The sequence below is a fragment of the Frankia sp. BMG5.60 genome (assembly GCF_059428125.1).
Map to the genome: position 1 here is coordinate 795,960 of NZ_CM182091.1, position 16,895 is coordinate 812,854.

The window sequence follows — 16,895 nt, forward strand, 5'->3', positions numbered from 1 at the left end:
CCCATAGGGTGCACTCATTCTGGGAAGTCCCGCAGGCCGGGAGAACGCGGAGGTCGGGGCAATGAAACTGCATGGTTTGGACCTGGCGCTGACTGGGTGGTTCCAGGTGGCGTGGTCGGTCGACATCGGCCCGGAGCAGGTCGTCCCGCTGCGGTACTTCGGCCGGGATCTCGTCGCCTACCGGGGCCGCGACGGCGTGGTCCGCGTCCACGACCGGTACTGCCGGCATCTCGGCGCGAGCCTGGCCCACGGCGGCTGCGTCGTCGACGACGGCATCCGCTGCCCGTTCCACGGCTGGGTGTGGAGCCCCGAGGGGCGCAACGTGTCGATCCCCTACCAGGACCGGCCCAACCGCGGCCCGAAGCTGGGGACCTGGACGGTGGCCGAACGCAACGAGACGATCTACGTCTGGCACGACGCGGCCGGCCGGGAGCCGCTGTGGGACGTCCCCGACGCGCTCGGCGACGCCCCGCACGCGGCGAGCCGGCGCTTCCACCCGGCCGGCGTCGAGGGCCGCCAGCACTTCCGCGACCTGCGTGCCCACCCGCAGATGGTGCTGGAGAACGTCGTCGACCCGCACCACTTCCGGTTCGTCCACCACACCTCGCGCAGCCCGGTGGTGCTCGAGGAGCGGGTGGAGGGGCCGCAGTGGTGGTCGCGGGTCGGCTTCGGCCGCGGCTGGGCGGAGCACGCCCTCGACGCCGAGGGAAAGCTGCGCACCGACAGCGCGAACACGATCGAGATCCTCTGGTCCGGCCCCGGCGTCAGCGTCAACGTCGAACACATGGGCGAGGGCGTCCGGGTCATCTCGATCAACACCACGCCGGTCGAGGACGGCCGCACGGAGATCTTCGCGACGTACTGGATCGACGAACTCGCCGGCGACCTTGCCGACGGGACCTACGAACGGCGCATGGCCGACGCCAAGCTGGCGCTACCTGACGACATCGTCATCTGGGCCAACCAGACCTTCCTCGACGCGCCGGCGCTGGCGACCGAGGAGGCCCGCGGGTTCCGCGCGCTGCGAAGCTGGTCCGCGCAGTTCTACCCGGACTCCGCGGTCAGCCCCGAGGCCCGCCGGACCGCCGCCGCGCAGGCATCCTGACCCGGGCACGGCGCGGCCGCGGGCTGCCGGTCCCACCAGGGAACGGCAGCCCGCGGCCGGGACCCGCGAACGCTGGAGCCTCTGAACGCTAGAGCCTCTGAACGCTAGAGCTGCAGCAGGGACTTGAGGTTGTCCGAGAGGATCAGCTTGCGGTCCTCGTCGGAGAGCACCGCGGCGTCACGGACGAAGGCGCCCGGGGTCGGCAGGCCCTCCGGGTGCGGCCAGTCCGAGCCGAAGATGATGTGCCCGATGCCGAGGGCGTCCTTGAGCGCGAGCAGGTCGTCCTCGTAGAACGGCGCGACCCAGACGTGCTCGCGGAAGCTCTCCACTGGGTCGACGGCGAACTGCTGCGGGATCTTGCCGTAGGCGCTGCGGATCCGGCGGACGAGGTCGAGCACCCAGGTGGAGCCGGCCTCGATGGTGGCGACCTTCAGCGCCGGGTGCCGCTCGAACACGCCATGGCCGACCAGCGCCGCGATGGTGTCCTGGATGGGCCGCTCGACGTGGAGCTGCATGATCTCGGGCAGCGGCGTGGTGCGCAGGCCCTCGAAGGCGCCCTCGCCCCACTTCTCGGCGACCCACTCGTAGCCGGCCTCACCGGTGTGGTACGACACGACGATGCCGGCCTCGGCCGCGGTCGCCCAGAACCGGTCGAAGATCGGGTTGCCCGGGGAGCGGGTGATCGCGCCGGCGCGGACCGGGCCCGGCACCAGCACGACGATGCGAGCGCCCAGGTCACGCACCCGCTCCAGCTCCTTGACGGCCAGGTCGGGGTCGGCCAGCGACAGCACCGGCGTCGAGATGATGCGGTCCTGGTACGAGTAGCCCCACTCGTCCTCGATCCACCGGTTGAACGCCTCGACGATGGCGTGCAGCGCGTCGGGCTTGTCGGTGAGCAGGCCCTCGACGGCGACCCCGACCGTCGGCAGCATGATCGTCGCGGCGACGCCCTGCTCGTCGAGCTTGGCGATGCGCGCGTCGCGGTCGGTGTACTCGGGCTGGCTCTCCTGCAGCCTGCCAACGAACGACGCCAGCTCCCGGCCCTCGGTGTTGTTGCTGCGGAAGTACTGCTCGAACACGCCGGGGGCGGCGACGGTGGGGAACGTCGGGTCCGGGTTGGTGGTGTAGAGCTTGTTGTTGATCACCATCCGGGTCCGGCCGTCGGGCGTCTGCAGAATCTTGATCAGCCGCTTGTACTCGGGCGCCAGGTGGCGGGTGAGCGCGTCGGCCGTCTCGTAGTAGTGCTGGTCGGCGTCGTAGAGCGGGTAGCCCAGCGACGGGAGCACGGCCGCGTCGCCGGGGGCTGCCAGGGTGGTCATGGACTCTCCTCGTGCGTTCGATCTGGATGGGTCGGGCGTCGTCTGAGGGCCGCCCGCCGGCCTGCTGCCTACGGTGCGAGCGCCGTGGGGGTGGGGGGCGGGGGCGCGAGAGCCTTGCCGAACAGCTCGATCTCGGCCAGGCAGTCGTCGATGCTGCGGGCGTGCGACTCGACCGACAGGTGCGTGACGCCCGCGGCCTCGTACCCGGGGGCGGCGGCCGCGAGCGCCTCGGCGGCCCGCGCCGGATCCCGGCTGACCTGCGGGGTGAAACAGACGTCGAAGGTGGACGGGCGGCCCGCCGCCACGCGCAGCTCGCGCAGGGTGGCGATCCGCTCGCCGATCTCGTCGGCGGCCAGGCTCGGGGTGGTGGTGATCTCCGCCATCTGCGCGGGCTGCTCGAAGGGCAGCCAGCCGTCGGCGACCTCGGCGACCCGGCGCATCGCCGCCCTGCTGTTGCCGCCGATCCAGATCGGCGGGCCGGGACGCTGGGCCGGGCGGGGCAGCATGACGTGGCCCGACGCCGGGAAGTGCGGGTCGTCGCGCTCGACGACCTCGCCCGTCCAGGCGGCGTGCATCGCGGCGATGGCCGCGTCGAACCGGCCGCCGCGGCCGTCGAACTGCGCGCCGAGCACGTCGAACTCGGGCTTCTGGTACCCGGCGCCCATGCCCACGATCAGCCGGCCGCCGGAGAGCAGGTCGAGGCTGGCCGTGGACTTCGCCGTCAGGTACGGGTTGCGGTAGCCGGCGACGAGGATGAACGTCAGCAGGCGCACGCGCCGGGTCACCGCCGCCATGAACGCCAGCGAGACGAACGGGTCGAAGGAGTGGTGCCCGCCGCCGTCGATCCACGCGCTGGACGGGAAGGGATGGTCCGTCGTGGAGACGATGTCGAAGCCGCTCTCCTCGGCGGCGACCGCCACGTCGGCGAGGTCACGCTCGCCGATCCACCGCTCCCAGTGCTTCACCGCACGGGTCGGAAACTGGTAGTTGAGCTGCACGGCTTCGTCCTTCTTCCTCGGTGCGCGCGGGCAGTCGCGTCAGACCGCGACCGGAGTCCGGTCACCGGCGGGGTCGCGCACCGGCAGGCCGAGCAGGCGGCGGGCGTTGTCACCCATGAAGTCGCGGGTCCGCTTCTCGTCCATGCCCTCGGCGTAGGCGTAGTAGCCGCGCGGCTCGGCGAGGCCCTCCGGGTGCGGGAAGTCGGAGCCGAACAGCACCCGGTCCCAGCCGACCGTGGAGATCACGTCGGCGACGGAGCCCTCCCAGAACGGGCTGACCCACACGTTGCGCCGGAACACCTCGTGCGGGTGCTCGGGGAACGCCTGCGGCATCTTGCCGTAGGCGGCCGCCAGGTCGTCGAACAGCGGGTGGATCCAGGCGCTGCCGTTCTCGATGCTGGCGATGCGCAGCTTCGGGAACCGGGTGAACGTGCCGTGGCAGATCAGGCTGGTGAGCATGTCGGCGATCTCGCGGTGGCCGAGCGTCACCCAGCGGAACGCGCTCATCTCGGTGAAGTCGTTGGAGTCCGGCGGCTCCCACCGGTTGATGTAGTCGTCCAGCGGCGGCTGGCTGGAGTGCAGCACCACCGGGATGCCGGCGCGCTCGACGTCCGCCCAGAACGGGTCGAACTCCGGCAGCGCCGGGGAGCGCCAGCCCCGCAGGCCCTTGACCGGCGCCGGCTTGATCAGGACGACCTTCGCCCCGTTCGCCAGGACGTAGTCGAGCTCGCGGCGGGCGTCGTCGACCAGGGCGCAACTGATGACCGGCGTCATGAACAGCCGGTCGGCGTGGGTGTAGCCCCAGGTGTCGAGCATCCAGCGGTTGAGCGCGTGGATCATCGCGACGACGAGCTCGGGGTCCTCGGCGGCGGAGTGCTCGACCAGGTTCGCCAGCGTCGGGTAGACCAGCGCCTCGTCGACGCCCTGGGCGTCCATCTCCACCAGACGCGGGGCGGGCTCGCGGAACGACGGGCGGGACTCGATCGCCCGCCCGGTCATCTCGCGCAGCGACTGCCCGTCACGGTTCTGGCCGGAGAAGAACTTCTCCCAGGCACCGGGCGCGGCCACCCGGTCGAACGTCGGGTTCGGGATGTAGTCGGTGATCTTTCCCTTGATCGCGATCCGGGTCGCCCGACCGACCTGCACGAACTGCACCGCACGCTGGTAACGCTCCGGCAGGTACCGGGTGAGCGCGTCCGGCGTCTCGTACATGTGCTGGTCGGCGTCGAAGATCGGCGCGTCGGTGAACTGCGTCACGGCTGCTGCTCCTCGCTGCCCGGGGGGAACTCGCCGCCGGCGTCACGTGCCGTCGGCCATGGGCGACCGGGCTTTCGCCACCTCGGTGCTGTCTCGCGTACTGCTGCGCGAGGCAACACTAAGCCGACTTGACGAAACTGTCAACTTTGGCGGACCGTAGCTGACACGGACATGTGGGACGCCACCGGGTCGCTTCGGTCGACGGCGGGCACCGGCTTCGACAGGTCCGTCAGGCTCCGGCCGCAGCGCGCCCTCCTAGACTGGAGAGAATCATGGACGACCCCCCTGCCGTCGATGCGGTCGATGCGGTCGACGCCGTTGATGCGGTCGACGCGGTCGACGCGGCTCCCAGGACCATGGGCCGCCGCGCGGCCCGCACCCGCGGCCTCATCCTCGACGCGTCCCGCCGGTTGTTCCTGGAGCGCGGCTACGCGGGCACCCGGGTCAACAACATCACCGACGCCTGCGGCATCTCCCGCGCCGGCTTCTACACGTACTTCCGCGACAAGCGGGAGATCTTCGACACCCTCGGCGAGGCCACCCACCGCGAGATCCTGCAGGTCATGGCGCGCTGGGAGACCATGGCGCGCCCGTGCACCCAGGCGGACGTCGCGGCGTGGGTGTGGGAGTACTTCGCGTTCATGGATCGCCACGGCGCGTTCATCCTGTCCGCCCAGTCCGGCCCCGGCGAGCAGGCCATCGGCAGGGCCCGCAACAAGATGGAACTGCGCGTGGTCTGGCTGCTCGGGGTCCACCTGCGGGGCCGCCAGCGCACGCCGACCGACGCCCCCGAGGCGTTGGGCCTGGCGGTACAGTCGATGATGGACCGCGCCTGGTACCACTGCCACGGCCAGCACCTGCCGGTCGACGACAGCGACGTTGTCAACACCATCGCCGGGTTCATCATGGCGGTCCTGACCGCCTGAGGGCGGCTAGGGCTCGCGCGGCTCGAAGCGGGCGCGCAACTGGGCCTTGGCGACCTTGCCGAGCCCGGTGCGCGGCATGATGTCGATCAGCTCGAGCTGCTCGGGCAGCTTCTGGCGCATCAGCCCGGACTCGCGCAGCCAGCTCGCCAGCTCCGGCAACGAGGGCACCGGCCGCCCCGGCCGGGCGACGACGACGGCGCACACGCGCTCGCCGCGGTCGGCGTCGGGCAGGCCGATCACGGCGACCTCGGCCACGTCGGGGTGACGACCGAGCAGGGCCTCGATCTCCTGGGGGGCGATGTTCTCGCCCTTGCGGATGATGAGGTCCTTCAGCCGGCCGACGATCTCGATGTGGCCGGAGGGGACCAGCCGGCCGAGGTCACCGGTGCGGAACCAGCCGTCGGCGGTGAACGCCGCCCGGGTCGCCTCGGGGTCGGTGTAGCCGTGGCACACGCCGTGGCCGGAGACCTGCACCTCGCCGACGGCGCCCGCCGCGACCGCCGCGCCGCCCTCGTCGACGAAGCGCAGCCGGTTGACCGGCACCGGCCGGCCGTCGGTGGCGGCCAGCACGTCCGGCGGGTCGGCGATGGCGGCCACCGCCACCATCGGCACCTCCGTCATCCCGTAGTCGTGCGCGAGCACCGCGCCGAGCACCCGGTCCACCTCGCCGACCAGGTGCGGCGGGCAGGGGGCGCCGCCGCCCTTGAGGGAACGCAGCGTCGGGATCAGCCGCTCGCCCGGGCGGGCGGCGGCGAGGTCCAGCAGCGCGGTGTAGAACGGCGTGCTGCCGCCGGTGGCGGTGACATCGTGCCGGCGGAAGAGCTCCACGGCCTGGTCGGGGATGAACGCCTCGAGCAGCAGGATCGGGAAGCCGGCGGCGAGCGCGGCGATGAGGTACTGGATCCCGCCGACGTGGGCGACCGGGTAGCCGACCGCGCCGACCTCCCCCGCCACCCGGCCGAGACCGCTCACGCCGGCGAAGGACACCGCGGTGGCGAGCAGCGTGCCGTCGCTGTGCCGCGCGCCCTTGGGAATGCCGGTCGACCCGGAGGTGAAGTAGATCCACCGCACCTCGTCCGGAAGGTGGTCCGGTCGATGGCCCGGCTGGCGGTCCTGCTGGTGGTCCGGGCCCGCGCCGGGCGAGTCGGTCTCCGGCGCGTCGTGGCCGATCTCCAGCAGCCGCGGCGCGGGCCCGCCGGCGGCGGCGACCGCCCGGGCGATCGCCGTGAAGTCGGTGCCCCGCCACGTCCCCGGCACCAGGAAGACGTCCGCGTCGACGGCGGCGAGCGCGGCGCCCACCTCCCGCTCGCGGTAGATCGGGATGACCGGCGCCTGCACGGCCCCGAGCCGGCGCAGCGCGATCATCACCAGCAGGGTGCTGATCCGCGTCGGGAGCTGCCAGGCCACCCGGGTGCCGGCCGTGACGCCCTCGCCGGCCAGCGCCGCCGCGACCCGGTCGACCTTCGCGTCGAACTCGGCGAAGGTCAGCCGGGCGTCGTGCTCGTCGACGAGCATCAGCGCGTCGGGGGTCGCCTGCGCGCGCCGGGCCACTAACCCGTCGACCGTGGGAGCCGTCAGCAGCCACGGCCACTGCTCGGCGGCCTGCGCGAGGGCCACCGCCTCGGTCGCGGCCAGCCCGCCCGCCGCGGGCTGCTCGCTCGACACGGACGTCATGACGCGCCTCCTGAGGATGTCGGCGTCCGGCGAGCAGACCACCGTGCCTCCGGCGGCGCGGCGGGGGTCCGTCATCGACGGCTGCATGATTGACGGCAGCGTCGGACAGGTGCTCTCCTTGACCAGGGCAACCACATCAAAGAGTTGAATCCTTTGTCAACATGGCGCGGGCTGCCGCACCCAGCGAAGGAGACATCGGATGAACCGACCCGGCACTCCGACCGCGCCCGGCGGTCCGCTCGCCGGGCTGCGGGTGCTCGACGCCGCCTCCCTGTACGCCGCCCCCCTGCTCGCGAGCCTGCTCGCCGACCAGGGCGCGGACGTCGTCAAGCTGGAGCCCCCCGGCGGGGACGCCTACCGGGCGACCGCGTTCTGGCCGCTGGTCGCGCGGGGCAAGCGGTCGGTGGTCCTCGACCCTGCCGACGCGGGCGAGCGGGCGGCGCTGCGCGGCCTGGTCGCCGCGGCCCACGTCGTCGTCGTCAACGAGCCGGCGGCGCGACTGGCCGCCCGCGGCCTGGATCCCGACACGATGCTCGCCGTCAACCCGGGCCTCGTCGTGGCGCACGTGAGCGGCTACGGCGCCGACGGCCCCGCCGCGGGACGGCCGGGCAACGGGACGATGGGCGAGGCGTTCGCGGGCCTGACCCACATGACCGGCGACGCGGACGGCCCGCCGATGCTGCCCTCGGTCCCGCTCGGCGACGCGGTGATGGCCTACGCGGGCGCCTTCGGGGTCGCCGCGGCCTGCCACGACGTGCGGGTCAACGGCGGGCCCGGCCGGGTCGTCGACGTCAACCCGGTGGAGGCGATGCTGCACGTCGTCGGCCCGACGCTGGTGTCGGCGGCGGCGGGGGTCGCGGCCGGCGCCGCACCGCCCGGGCGCCTCGGCGGCGGGCTCGCGGGCTCGGCCCTGCGCGACGTGTTCGCCTGCGCGGACGGCCGCTGGCTGGCGGTGAGCGTGTCCACCCCCCGCCAGCTACGCGACCTCGCCGCCGTCGTCGGCGCGCCGGCCGGGACCGTCGGAGGGGAACTCGGCGAGGCGGTGCGGACGTGGGCGGGCGGGCTCGACCGCGCCGAGGCGGTGGAACGCCTCGCCGCCGCGCGGCTGCCCGGGGCGCCGGTCAACACCGCCCACGACGTGGTGACGGACCCGCACCTGCGCCACCGGCAGGCCCTGCGCACGCTGCGCACCCCGCAGGGCGCGACGGTCACCGTGCCGGCGCCGTCCCCCCGCACCGCCCACGACCCGGCCACGGGCAGCGCCCCGCAGGCCGGTGTGCTGCCCACGGCGGGCCAGCACACCGGCGAGGTCCTACGCGAGTGGGCTGCGCCGACCCGCGGACCGGCGCCGACCCGCGGACCGGCGGCGACCCACGAACCGGCGGCTCAGGAACCGGCGGCGTCGGCGAAGTAGTACCGGGCCAGCAGTTCGACGACGCAGCCGGGCTTGGCGGAGCCGTCGACGTCGATCGTCACCCGGTTGGTGACCTGGACGGCTCCGTCGTCGAGCTTGCGCAGGTCGATGAGGGTCGCGCGGGCGCGGATGCGCGCGCCCGCCCGCACCGGCGACGGGAAGCGCACCCGGTCCAGGCCGTAGTTGATGCCCATCCGGATGCCCTCGATGGTGCGCAGCTTGTTCATGAAGTACGGCACCAGCGAGGCGGTGAGGAAGCCGTGGGCGATCGTCGCCCCGTACGGGCCGCCGGCGGCCCGCTCGGGATCGACGTGGATCCACTGGTGGTCCTCGGTGGCGTCCGCGAACAGGTCGATCCGCGACTGCTCGACGGTGAGCCAGTCGGTGGGGCCGATCTCGGTGCCGAGCGCGGCCTCCAGGTCGGCCGCGCTGCGGTAGATCTCCATCTTCGCGTTCTCCCTCTACGTCGTCGAGGTGGCGTCGGCCCCCGGGTGGCTCAGCGGGTGCTGAGCAGCATCGCGCCGCCGACGGGGCCGCCGCCGACGCCCACCACGGCGACCTCCGGGCTGTTCGGCGCCTGCCGCTCGCCGCCCTCACCCCAGAGCTGCACGCACGCCTCGTGCAGGAAACCCATGCCGTGCAGCCGGCCGCCGGAGAGCTGCCCGCCGGAGGTGTTCAGCGGCAGCGGCCCGTTCAGGGCGATGCGCTCGCCGCCCTCGATGAACGGCCCGACCTTGCCGTGCTCGGCGAAGCCCAGCGCCTCCAGCCACATCACGGTCAGGAAGCTGAACCCGTCGTAGAGCTGGGCGAGGTCGACGTCGGCGGCACGCAGCGTGGTGTGCTCCCACAGGGTGGCGGCCACGTCGTGCGCCGCCATGGTGGTGACGTCGACGCGCTGGTCCCAGGTGGCCCGCTCGAACATCCCGGTGCCGACCGACTCCACCGTCAGCGGGTGGTGCGGCAGCCCGGCCGCGGCGTCACGCCGGGAGATGATGACCGCGGTCGCCCCGTCGCAGGGCACGTCGCAGTCGAACAGGCACAGCGGCTCGGAGATCATCCGGGCGTTGAGGTAGTCGTCGAGGGTGAGCGGGTCGCGGTAGATCGCGTCCGGGTTGAGCCCGGCGTTGGCGCGGGCGTTGAGCGGGATCGCGGCGAGCTGCTCGCGGGTGAGGCCGAAGTCGTGCATGTAGCGCTGCGCGGGCATGGACAGCCAGTTCGCCGCGGACAGCGCGCCGAAGGGTCCCGTGTACTCCAGGTGCCCGGACAGCGCCCCGCCGCCGAAGAGCACCGACGCCCGGCCGGCGCCGGCCTGCGCGGTCGACTCCCACACCGAGCGGTAGACGACGACGTGGTTGGCCAGCCCCAGGGTGACGGCCATGCACGCCTCGATCGCCGGGCCGATCTGCCCGGCGGTCTCCGTCGAGGACAGGTACCAGCGGCTGCGCAGGCCGAGGGCGTTGCGGACCTCGGTGATGGTGGCGCCGGAGAAGCCCGCGTCCGGCACGCCGGGCCCCGGGTAGCTGGCGATGCCGTCGATGTCGTCGACGGACAGGCCCGCGTCGGCGATCGCCCGGGTCACCGCCTCGATGGTCAGGTCCAGCCCGGTGCGGCCGAGGCGCCGGCCGACCTGGGACTTGCCGGCCCCGGTGATGACCGCCTTGCCGTCGAACGGACCGCCGCTCATCGCGCACCCCCGACCGTCGCCGTGGCCGGCCGGAACAGCGGCAGCCACACCGGCGAGTCATCCGGACCGGGCTCGGCCGGCCACTGTTCGAAGAACACCTCTACCTCCAGGCCCACGCGCACCTCGTCGAGCGGGACGTCGACGATGTTGGTGATGAGGCGGACGTCCGGCTCGTCGGCAAGCTCCACCATCGCCACCACGTACGGCGGCGGGTAGCCGGGGATCCACGGCTGGCGGTTGATCGTGTAGGCGGCCACCGTCGCCCGGCCGGAGACCGGCTCCGGACCGACGTCGGTGCTGCGACAGCGCCAGCACACCGGGCCCGGGGGGTGGAAGAAATGTCCGCAGCCCCGACAGTGGCTGATCAGTAGCCGGCCGTCGCGCCCGCCGGTCCAGAACGCCGCCGACTCGGCGGTCGGCTGCGGCAACAGCCGCCGCTCCGGCCTCGCGTACGCCTGGGAACTCGCTGGTGCCGGGGAACTCGTATCCGTCACGCCGCCTCCTCCCACGGCCCCCGGCGCCGTCGCGGTTGACGGCACCGGCCGGGCCGCGCGCTCGTCGGACGGCGCCCTCGATGCCGCCGTCCGCAGGTCCCACAGTGGACCTCGGGGGCGGCTGACGCCGCCACCAGCAGCACCCTAGGAGAACTTGACATTTCCGTCAAACAACGGTCTCATGGCCGGGGTGGCGCACCACCGTTGGCGTTCCCAGGCAGGGTAGCGGGCAGTTGACGGGAGATTCACCCCCGGCGGTCCAAGACCGACCGGAGGCGTCCCGGACGCCCACCCACAGACCTCACGCACGGACCTTCAGACGTATCGCAGGCGCACAGCAGGACCGACAGGAGAACTGATGGACAACCCGTTCGCGCCGGAGCTGCTCATCGAGGAGAGGGGTCCAGTCCGCCTCGTCACCCTGAACCGGCCGGAGGCGCTCAACGCGACGAACGAGGCGCTGCACCACGCCCTGGTCAGGGTGTGGCGGCACCTGGCGGAGGACCCGGGCGCGCGCGCGGTCGTGCTGACCGGGGCGGGCCGGGCGTTCAGCGCCGGCGGCGACTTCCAGCACTTCGTCGAGCTGTGGGACAACCGCGAGCTGCGCCGCGCCGAGATCGACGGCGCCCGCCGCCTGCTCAACGAGATGGTCGACTTCCCGCTGCCGGTGGTGGCCGCGGTCAACGGCGCCGCGGTGGGCCTGGGCTGCAACCTGGCGGTGTGCAGCGACATCGTGCTGCTCGCCGAGAGCGCGTTCATCTCCGACCCGCACGTGGGCGTCGGGCTGACCGCGGCCGACGGCGGCGCGCCGACCTGGCCGCTGCTCATGGGCATGCTGCGCGCCAAGGAGTACCTACTGACCTCCGAGCGCATCCCCGCCCACCAGGCCGTCTCGCTGGGCCTGGCCAACCGGGTGGTGCCCGACGCGGAGCTGCTCGACGAGGCGCTGAAGGTCGCGGACAAGCTCGCCGCCCAGCCGCCGCAGGCCGTGCAGAGCACCAAGCGGGCGCTGAACATGCACATCAAGCGGGCCGTGGCCGGCGTGCTGGAGTATGCCCTCGGCGAGGAGTTCGCCTCCTTCGACACCCCCGAACACCAGGCGCTCGTGCGCAGCTTCCTCGAGCGTTCCAAGGCCCGCGCGGCCGCGGCGGGGCGCCCCTCATGACCACCACGACGGCGACCGATCCGACGGCGAGCGGCCCGACGGCCGCCGAGGCGGCGGTGACCGACCCGGCGGTCCTGCGCGACGACCTCGACGCCTACGCCCGCGGGCTGCGCGCGTGGCTGGCCAGCGAGCCGGCGCTGGATCGGTGGCGCGGGCGGCACTACCCGAACACCGAGGAGCGCATCGCCGACCACGGCCTGCTCATGGGTGTGCTGTTCCGCGCCGGCTGGAACCGCTACGGCTGGCCGGAGTCGGCCGGCGGGCTCGGCGGGGACGAGCGCCACCGCGCCGTCCTCTACGACGGCCTCGCCGCCGCCGGGCTGCCGATCCCCGCGCCGCACCTGATGCTGGAGACCCTCGGGCCGCCGGTCGTGCACTTCGCCCCCGAGCTCGCCGCCGCCTACCTGCCGGCCTACCTGCGCGGCGAGGAGTGGTGGGGGCAGGGCTTCTCCGAGCCGGAGGCCGGCAGCGACCTGGCGTCGCTGCGCTGCCGCGCGCGGCGCGAGGGCGACACCTACGTCCTGTCCGGGTCGAAGCTGTGGACCAGCCACGGCGCGACCTCGAGCCGGCTGGTGTGCCTGGTGCGCACCGGCACCCCGGAGTCCCGCCACCGCGGCCTGTCCATGATCATGCTCGACGCGGACACGCCGGGCGTGACCATCCGGCCGATCGCGCTGGCCAGCGGCGAGAACGAGCTCGCCGAGGTGTTCTTCGACGACGCCGTGGTCCCGGCGTCCAACCTCGTGGGCGCCGAAGGCAAGGGCTGGGCGGTCGCGATGTACCTGCTGCAGTGGGAGCGGGCGATGTACGCCTGGCTCAGCGCCGCCGACGCCCTGCGCCGGCTGCGCGACCTGCGCGGGCAGGTCGCCACCCGGCTCGCCGCCGGCGCCCGGCTGCCCGACGGCTCGGCCGCACGCCTCGGCTCCGTCTACGAGCAGATCATCGCGCTGCGCGCCCGCAGCGCCGGCACCGTGCGCCGGCTCGCCGCGGGCGACACGGTGGGCCCCGAGGCCAGCGTCGACAAGGTGCTGCTCGCCACGGTCGAGATCTCCCTGTTCGACCTCGCCCGCGACCTGCTGGGCACCGAGTTCGTCCTCGGCGCCACGGACGAGGTCAGGGCCTGGCGCAACGAGTGGTGGTTCTCCCGCTCGGCGACGATCCTCGGCGGCTCCGCCGAGGTCCAGCGCACGATCATCGCCGATCACGTCCTCGGCCTGCCGAAGGAGGCGAAGTGACCACTCCGGGACTCGATGACGCCACCGCCGAGCTGCTGGCGGGTTCCCTGCGCGAGGTGCTCGCCGAGGGTGGCGACCTCACCGCGGCACTGGAGGAGCTCGGCTGGGCGGAGGTGCTCGCCGACGACCCGGCCCGCGCCACCACCCTGCTGTTCACCGAGCACGGGCGGGCGCTCGCCCACTCCCGCGTCCTCGACGACGTCCTGCTCGCCGAGCTCGCCCCCGGCCTGCCCGCCGCGACCGGCCCGCGGGCGCTGCTCTACCCGCTGCACTCCGACCACCCGGCCGACCCGCGCGGCCCGCTGACCGGGCTGCTGCTCGGCGGCCTCGACGGCATCGCCGAGGTCGTCGTCCCGACCGCCCTCGACACGGCCGACGCGGGCGACCCGGCCGACGCGGGCGGCGCCACGCTGCGGATCCTGCCGGCCGAGCTGGTCGCGGCGGCCGCGCAGCCGGTGCGCGGCTTCGACACCGCCGCGGGCTGGCTCACCGTCTCCGCGGCGCCGGCGGGACCGGCGGGCCCCGCCACCCCGGCCGGTGACGCGTGGACCCGCGCGGTGTCGGCCGGGCGCCGGGCGCTCGCCGCCGAGATCACCGGTGGCTGCGAGGCGGCGCTGGCGATCGCGGTCGCGCACACCTCGGCACGGGTCCAGTACGGCCGGTCCATCGCGACCTTCCAGGCCGTGCGCCACCGGCTCGCCGAGGCGCACGTGGCGGTCGAGTCGCTGCGCTCGGAGCTGACGGTGGCCTGGGGCAGCGCGGGACACCCGGACGGCGGCGCCTGGGCGGCGCGGCTGGTCAAGCTGCGGGCCGGGCTCGCGCAGGCCGAGGTCATGCGCCATGCCGTGCAGGTCTGCGGCGCGATGGGGCTGTCGCTGGAGAGCGAGCTGCACCGCTTCGTCGCCCGGACCGCCGCGCTCGACCTGTTGCTCGGCGACCACCGCACCCTGGCCGAACAGCTCGGCACCGAGCTGCTCGCCGGCGCCGAGCTCGAACCGGTCGTCGCGATCTGATCACCGCCGCCCTGGCCGGGCCGGCCGCCCCGCGCGGCCACCCGGCCTGGCCGGGGCGGCCGATCGACGCGCCGAGATGATGCCATGCAGCCGTCCGACACACCCCGACAGCGCGTCCCCGCCGCGGCGGCGGACCTCGGACCGCGCGCCGCGCGCACCCGCCAGGTCATCGTCGACACCGCCCGCGGGCTGTTCCTGCGCCACGGGTACGCGGGCACCAGCGTCGCCGACATCACCGAGGCCTGCGGCATCTCACGCGCCGGGTTCTACACCTACTTCCGGGACAAGCGGGAGATCTTCGCCGAGCTCGGCCGGGCCAGTTACCAGTCCAGCCTCGCCGTCGTCGCCCAGCTCACCGCCGCACCCGACGGCTGGTCGGCGGCCGTCGTCGAGGACTGGATCCGGCTCTACTTCGCCCACCTCGACCAGCACGGGGCCTTCGCGCTGGCCGCGATGATGGCCGGGCCGACCGACGCGGCGTTTCGCAACGACTCGCACCGCACCCAGGTTCGCGTCGCCCGCAAGCTCGGTGAGCTGCTCCACGCCCGCCAGCGCGATCCGGCCGGTCCGCCGGAGGCGGTGGGCCTGGTGGTGCTCGCGATGCTCGACCGCTGCTGGTACAAGATCCGGGCCACCGAGATCCGGATGGACGAGGCCGACATCATCACCGAGGCCGCGGCCCTGCTCGTCGCCACGATCCACCCCGGCTGAGCCCCACCCCGGCTGAGCCGGGGTGGACTGCCCGCCGCCGGGGTCAGGCGGGTTCGGTGGGGCGGCGCACCGCGGAGCGGGGGCGGTCGACGAACTCGACGACGGCACCGTCCGGGTCGTGCAGGAACAGCACCGTGAAGCCACCGGTCGGCGTGTCCGGCATCGGCATCACCACCGGGTCGTCGACGTCGCCGAGCGCGCCGTCGGCGACGAGCGAGGCGTGCGCCTCGCGGACGTCCTCCACGGCGAGCGCGATCCGGTAGAGGCCCTGGACATTCGCCGGCGGCGTCGCCGTGGCTCCGGCGGGCGCGGGCTGCTGGGTGAACTCCAGGGAGAACGTCGGGTCCTCGGGCAGCACCAGCGACGCGGTGGGTCCCGTCGGGCTCTCGCCGCGGTCACGCACCGTCCAGCCGATCCCGGTGTACCAGGCGATGGTGCGCTCGAGGTCGGTGCAGCGCATCCGCTCGTGGGACAGCAGCGGCAGCCGGCGCGGGTCGCCGGGGGCGGCGGGGATCTCGACGACCTCGATGACGGCACCGTCGGGATCGGTCAGCCGCAGCGCCGGGCGCACGGCGCCGCGGACCGCCAGGCCCTCGGGCACCGGCGTGAACTCGACGCCGGTGGCCTCCAGGCGCGCGGAGACGATCCGCAGGGACTCGACCCGGTAGCCCAACGCCGAGAACCCGGTGGGGCGCTGGTCGGCGGTGGCGGGCGTGGTGTGCGGCCTGGTCCAGCCGACCAGCTCGACGGCGGGGGCCGAGCGCGGGCCGCGCAGGTCGTAGAGGAACGTGGTGACGCTGGCGGTGCCGGTGCCGAGGCCCATGGTGGCGGTGTCGCCGTCGGTGCTGATCGAGCGCATCCGCGGCTCGCCGCCGAACAGCGACAGGTGGAAGGCGGCGGAGCGGTCGACGTCGACGGTGTTGAGGTTGCAGTGCAGCACGGCGTGGGCATGGTGGGCCGGGCGGCCGGACGGCGACGCCGCCGGGACGCCGCTCGCCGTCGGCTCGGTACTGGTGGTCATGGGGCGCCTCCGGGAAGGGGAGCCGGATCGGCCGCGGGGACCACGGCCGGTCCGGCGGTGCGGTCACGTTCGGTACGGGTACGCGAGGACGCTCGGCGGACCGTTACGGGCCCGGCACCGCGGCGATCGGGCTCCGCCTGACCCTAGCCAAAGTTGACACTTCCGCCAACACTGGCGACGAGCCCGCGCCCGCGGCGTGAACTGCCCGACGACTCAGACGGTCGCGGTGGCGGCGGCCCAGGAGGCGGCGAGGTCGTCGACCGTGGTGACGCGGGCGAGCATGGCGATCGTGTTCGCCAGGATGTGCTGGCCGTACTCGGCCGGGGTCGACGCGGCCGCGTCGCGCGTGACGATGACGTGGAAGCCCTCGTGGACGGTCTGCCCCACGGCGAGCGGGATCGCGACGTTGAGCGAGACGCCGGCGAAGACGACCGTGTTCACCCGGTGCCCGCGCAGGATCGGCAGCAGCTCGCTGCCCCAGGTCGGCGACAGGCCGTGGTGGCGCGGGATGATCAGGTCGGTGGGGTCGAGCAGGTCGGGCACGACCTGGGTCGCCGGGTGGCCGGGGCCCCAGTCCTTGCTGCTCTGGGCGGCGGTCCGCCACAGCGGCGCGGTCCCGGGGTCGGTGGACCCCAGCCAGCCCTCGAACGTGGCGTGCACGACGAGCACACCGGCGGACCGCGCGGCGGCCACCAGCCGGCGCAGGCCGTCGCGGATGTCGGCCGAGTCGGCCGCGAGCGACGGCAGCATGGAGTCCGGGCCGAGCACCCCGTTCTGGCATTCCACCAGGACGACCGCGCTGGTCCGGGGGTCGATGGGCCGCGGCGGGCGCTTGCCCGGGGTGTCGTTGTTTGACATCATCGTCAAACATTAACGCTC

The 16,895-nt window shown here is 73.8% G+C and carries 16 protein-coding genes; 7 read left to right on the forward strand and 9 right to left on the reverse strand.

Translation table 11 applies throughout. The features are described 5' to 3' along the window. Window positions 1–61 precede the first annotated feature (61 nt). A complete protein-coding gene (locus AC5R91_RS03410; RefSeq protein WP_495395634.1) occupies window positions 62–1,105 on the forward strand; it encodes a Rieske 2Fe-2S domain-containing protein in 1,044 nt (347 codons plus the stop codon). A 104-nt stretch (window positions 1,106–1,209) separates the two neighbouring features. Here AC5R91_RS03410 and AC5R91_RS03415 read toward each other — a convergent pair whose 3' ends face one another. The 3 genes from AC5R91_RS03415 to AC5R91_RS03425 form a co-directional block, all read right to left on the reverse strand. After that, window positions 1,210–2,424 (reverse strand): amidohydrolase family protein, encoded by a 1,215-nt coding sequence (locus tag AC5R91_RS03415; RefSeq protein WP_495395635.1) that lies wholly within the window; start codon window positions 2,422–2,424, stop codon window positions 1,210–1,212. Window positions 2,425–2,492: 68 nt separating this feature from the next. After that, window positions 2,493–3,422: an LLM class F420-dependent oxidoreductase gene (locus AC5R91_RS03420; protein WP_495395636.1), complete on the reverse strand. Its 930-nt coding sequence runs from the start codon at window positions 3,420–3,422 to the stop codon at window positions 2,493–2,495. Between the two features lie 39 nt (window positions 3,423–3,461). Next, window positions 3,462–4,679 carry an amidohydrolase family protein gene (locus AC5R91_RS03425; protein WP_495395637.1) on the reverse strand — a complete coding sequence of 406 codons (1,218 nt, stop codon included), beginning with the start codon at window positions 4,677–4,679 and terminating at the stop codon, window positions 3,462–3,464. Window positions 4,680–4,951: 272 nt separating this feature from the next. Between AC5R91_RS03425 and AC5R91_RS03430 the strand changes: the two genes are divergently transcribed. Next, window positions 4,952–5,605: a TetR/AcrR family transcriptional regulator gene (locus AC5R91_RS03430; protein WP_495395638.1), complete on the forward strand. Its 654-nt coding sequence runs from the start codon at window positions 4,952–4,954 to the stop codon at window positions 5,603–5,605. A 6-nt stretch (window positions 5,606–5,611) separates the two neighbouring features. Here AC5R91_RS03430 and AC5R91_RS03435 read toward each other — a convergent pair whose 3' ends face one another. Then, entirely contained in the window at window positions 5,612–7,279 is a 1,668-nt protein-coding gene (locus tag AC5R91_RS03435) for an AMP-binding protein (protein ID WP_495395639.1), read from the reverse strand. A 199-nt stretch (window positions 7,280–7,478) separates the two neighbouring features. Here AC5R91_RS03435 and AC5R91_RS03440 point away from each other — a divergent pair, with 199 nt between their 5' ends. Then, entirely contained in the window at window positions 7,479–8,693 is a 1,215-nt protein-coding gene (locus AC5R91_RS03440; protein WP_495395640.1) for a CoA transferase, read from the forward strand. Here AC5R91_RS03440 and AC5R91_RS03445 read toward each other — a convergent pair. From AC5R91_RS03445 to AC5R91_RS03455, 3 genes are read right to left on the reverse strand one after another with little or no spacing between them, the layout of a single operon-like run. Next, window positions 8,666–9,139, reverse strand: coding sequence for a MaoC family dehydratase (locus AC5R91_RS03445; RefSeq protein ID WP_009738322.1), 474 nt, complete (start codon window positions 9,137–9,139; stop codon window positions 8,666–8,668). The two genes, AC5R91_RS03440 and AC5R91_RS03445, sit on opposite strands and share 28 nt — an antisense overlap. Before the next feature lie 50 nt (window positions 9,140–9,189). Further along, window positions 9,190–10,377 carry a thiolase family protein gene (locus AC5R91_RS03450; protein WP_495395641.1) on the reverse strand — a complete coding sequence of 396 codons (1,188 nt, stop codon included), beginning with the start codon at window positions 10,375–10,377 and terminating at the stop codon, window positions 9,190–9,192. After that, entirely contained in the window at window positions 10,374–10,871 is a 498-nt protein-coding gene (locus AC5R91_RS03455) for a Zn-ribbon domain-containing OB-fold protein (protein WP_495395642.1), read from the reverse strand. The genes AC5R91_RS03450 and AC5R91_RS03455 overlap by 4 nt, the downstream gene beginning before the upstream one ends. A gap of 358 nt (window positions 10,872–11,229) precedes the next feature. On the opposite strand from AC5R91_RS03455, the gene AC5R91_RS03460 reads away from it, so the two are divergent. The 4 genes from AC5R91_RS03460 (at window position 11,230) to AC5R91_RS03475 (ending at window position 14,995) form a co-directional block, all read left to right on the forward strand. Beyond that, complete coding sequence (locus AC5R91_RS03460) at window positions 11,230–12,036, forward strand: enoyl-CoA hydratase/isomerase family protein (RefSeq protein ID WP_009738319.1); 807 nt, start codon at window positions 11,230–11,232, stop codon at window positions 12,034–12,036. Continuing rightward, on the forward strand, window positions 12,033–13,271 hold the full coding sequence (locus AC5R91_RS03465) for an acyl-CoA dehydrogenase family protein (RefSeq protein WP_495395643.1): 1,239 nt from the start codon (window positions 12,033–12,035) through the stop codon (window positions 13,269–13,271). The genes AC5R91_RS03460 and AC5R91_RS03465 overlap by 4 nt, the downstream gene beginning before the upstream one ends. Beyond that, window positions 13,268–14,284 (forward strand): acyl-CoA dehydrogenase family protein, encoded by a 1,017-nt coding sequence (locus AC5R91_RS03470; protein WP_495395644.1) that lies wholly within the window; start codon window positions 13,268–13,270, stop codon window positions 14,282–14,284. The genes AC5R91_RS03465 and AC5R91_RS03470 overlap by 4 nt, the downstream gene beginning before the upstream one ends. An 84-nt stretch (window positions 14,285–14,368) precedes the next feature. Then, a complete protein-coding gene (locus AC5R91_RS03475) occupies window positions 14,369–14,995 on the forward strand; it encodes a TetR/AcrR family transcriptional regulator (RefSeq protein ID WP_495395645.1) in 627 nt (208 codons plus the stop codon). A gap of 43 nt (window positions 14,996–15,038) precedes the next feature. On the opposite strand, the gene AC5R91_RS03480 is transcribed toward AC5R91_RS03475, so the two are convergent. After that, the gene (locus AC5R91_RS03480; RefSeq protein WP_495395646.1) at window positions 15,039–16,016 is read right to left on the reverse strand and encodes a VOC family protein; all 978 of its coding nucleotides are present in this window, start codon (window positions 16,014–16,016) and stop codon (window positions 15,039–15,041) included. A gap of 213 nt (window positions 16,017–16,229) precedes the next feature. Continuing rightward, a complete protein-coding gene (locus tag AC5R91_RS03485) occupies window positions 16,230–16,874 on the reverse strand; it encodes a cysteine hydrolase family protein (RefSeq protein ID WP_495395647.1) in 645 nt (214 codons plus the stop codon). Window positions 16,875–16,895 lie beyond the last annotated feature (21 nt).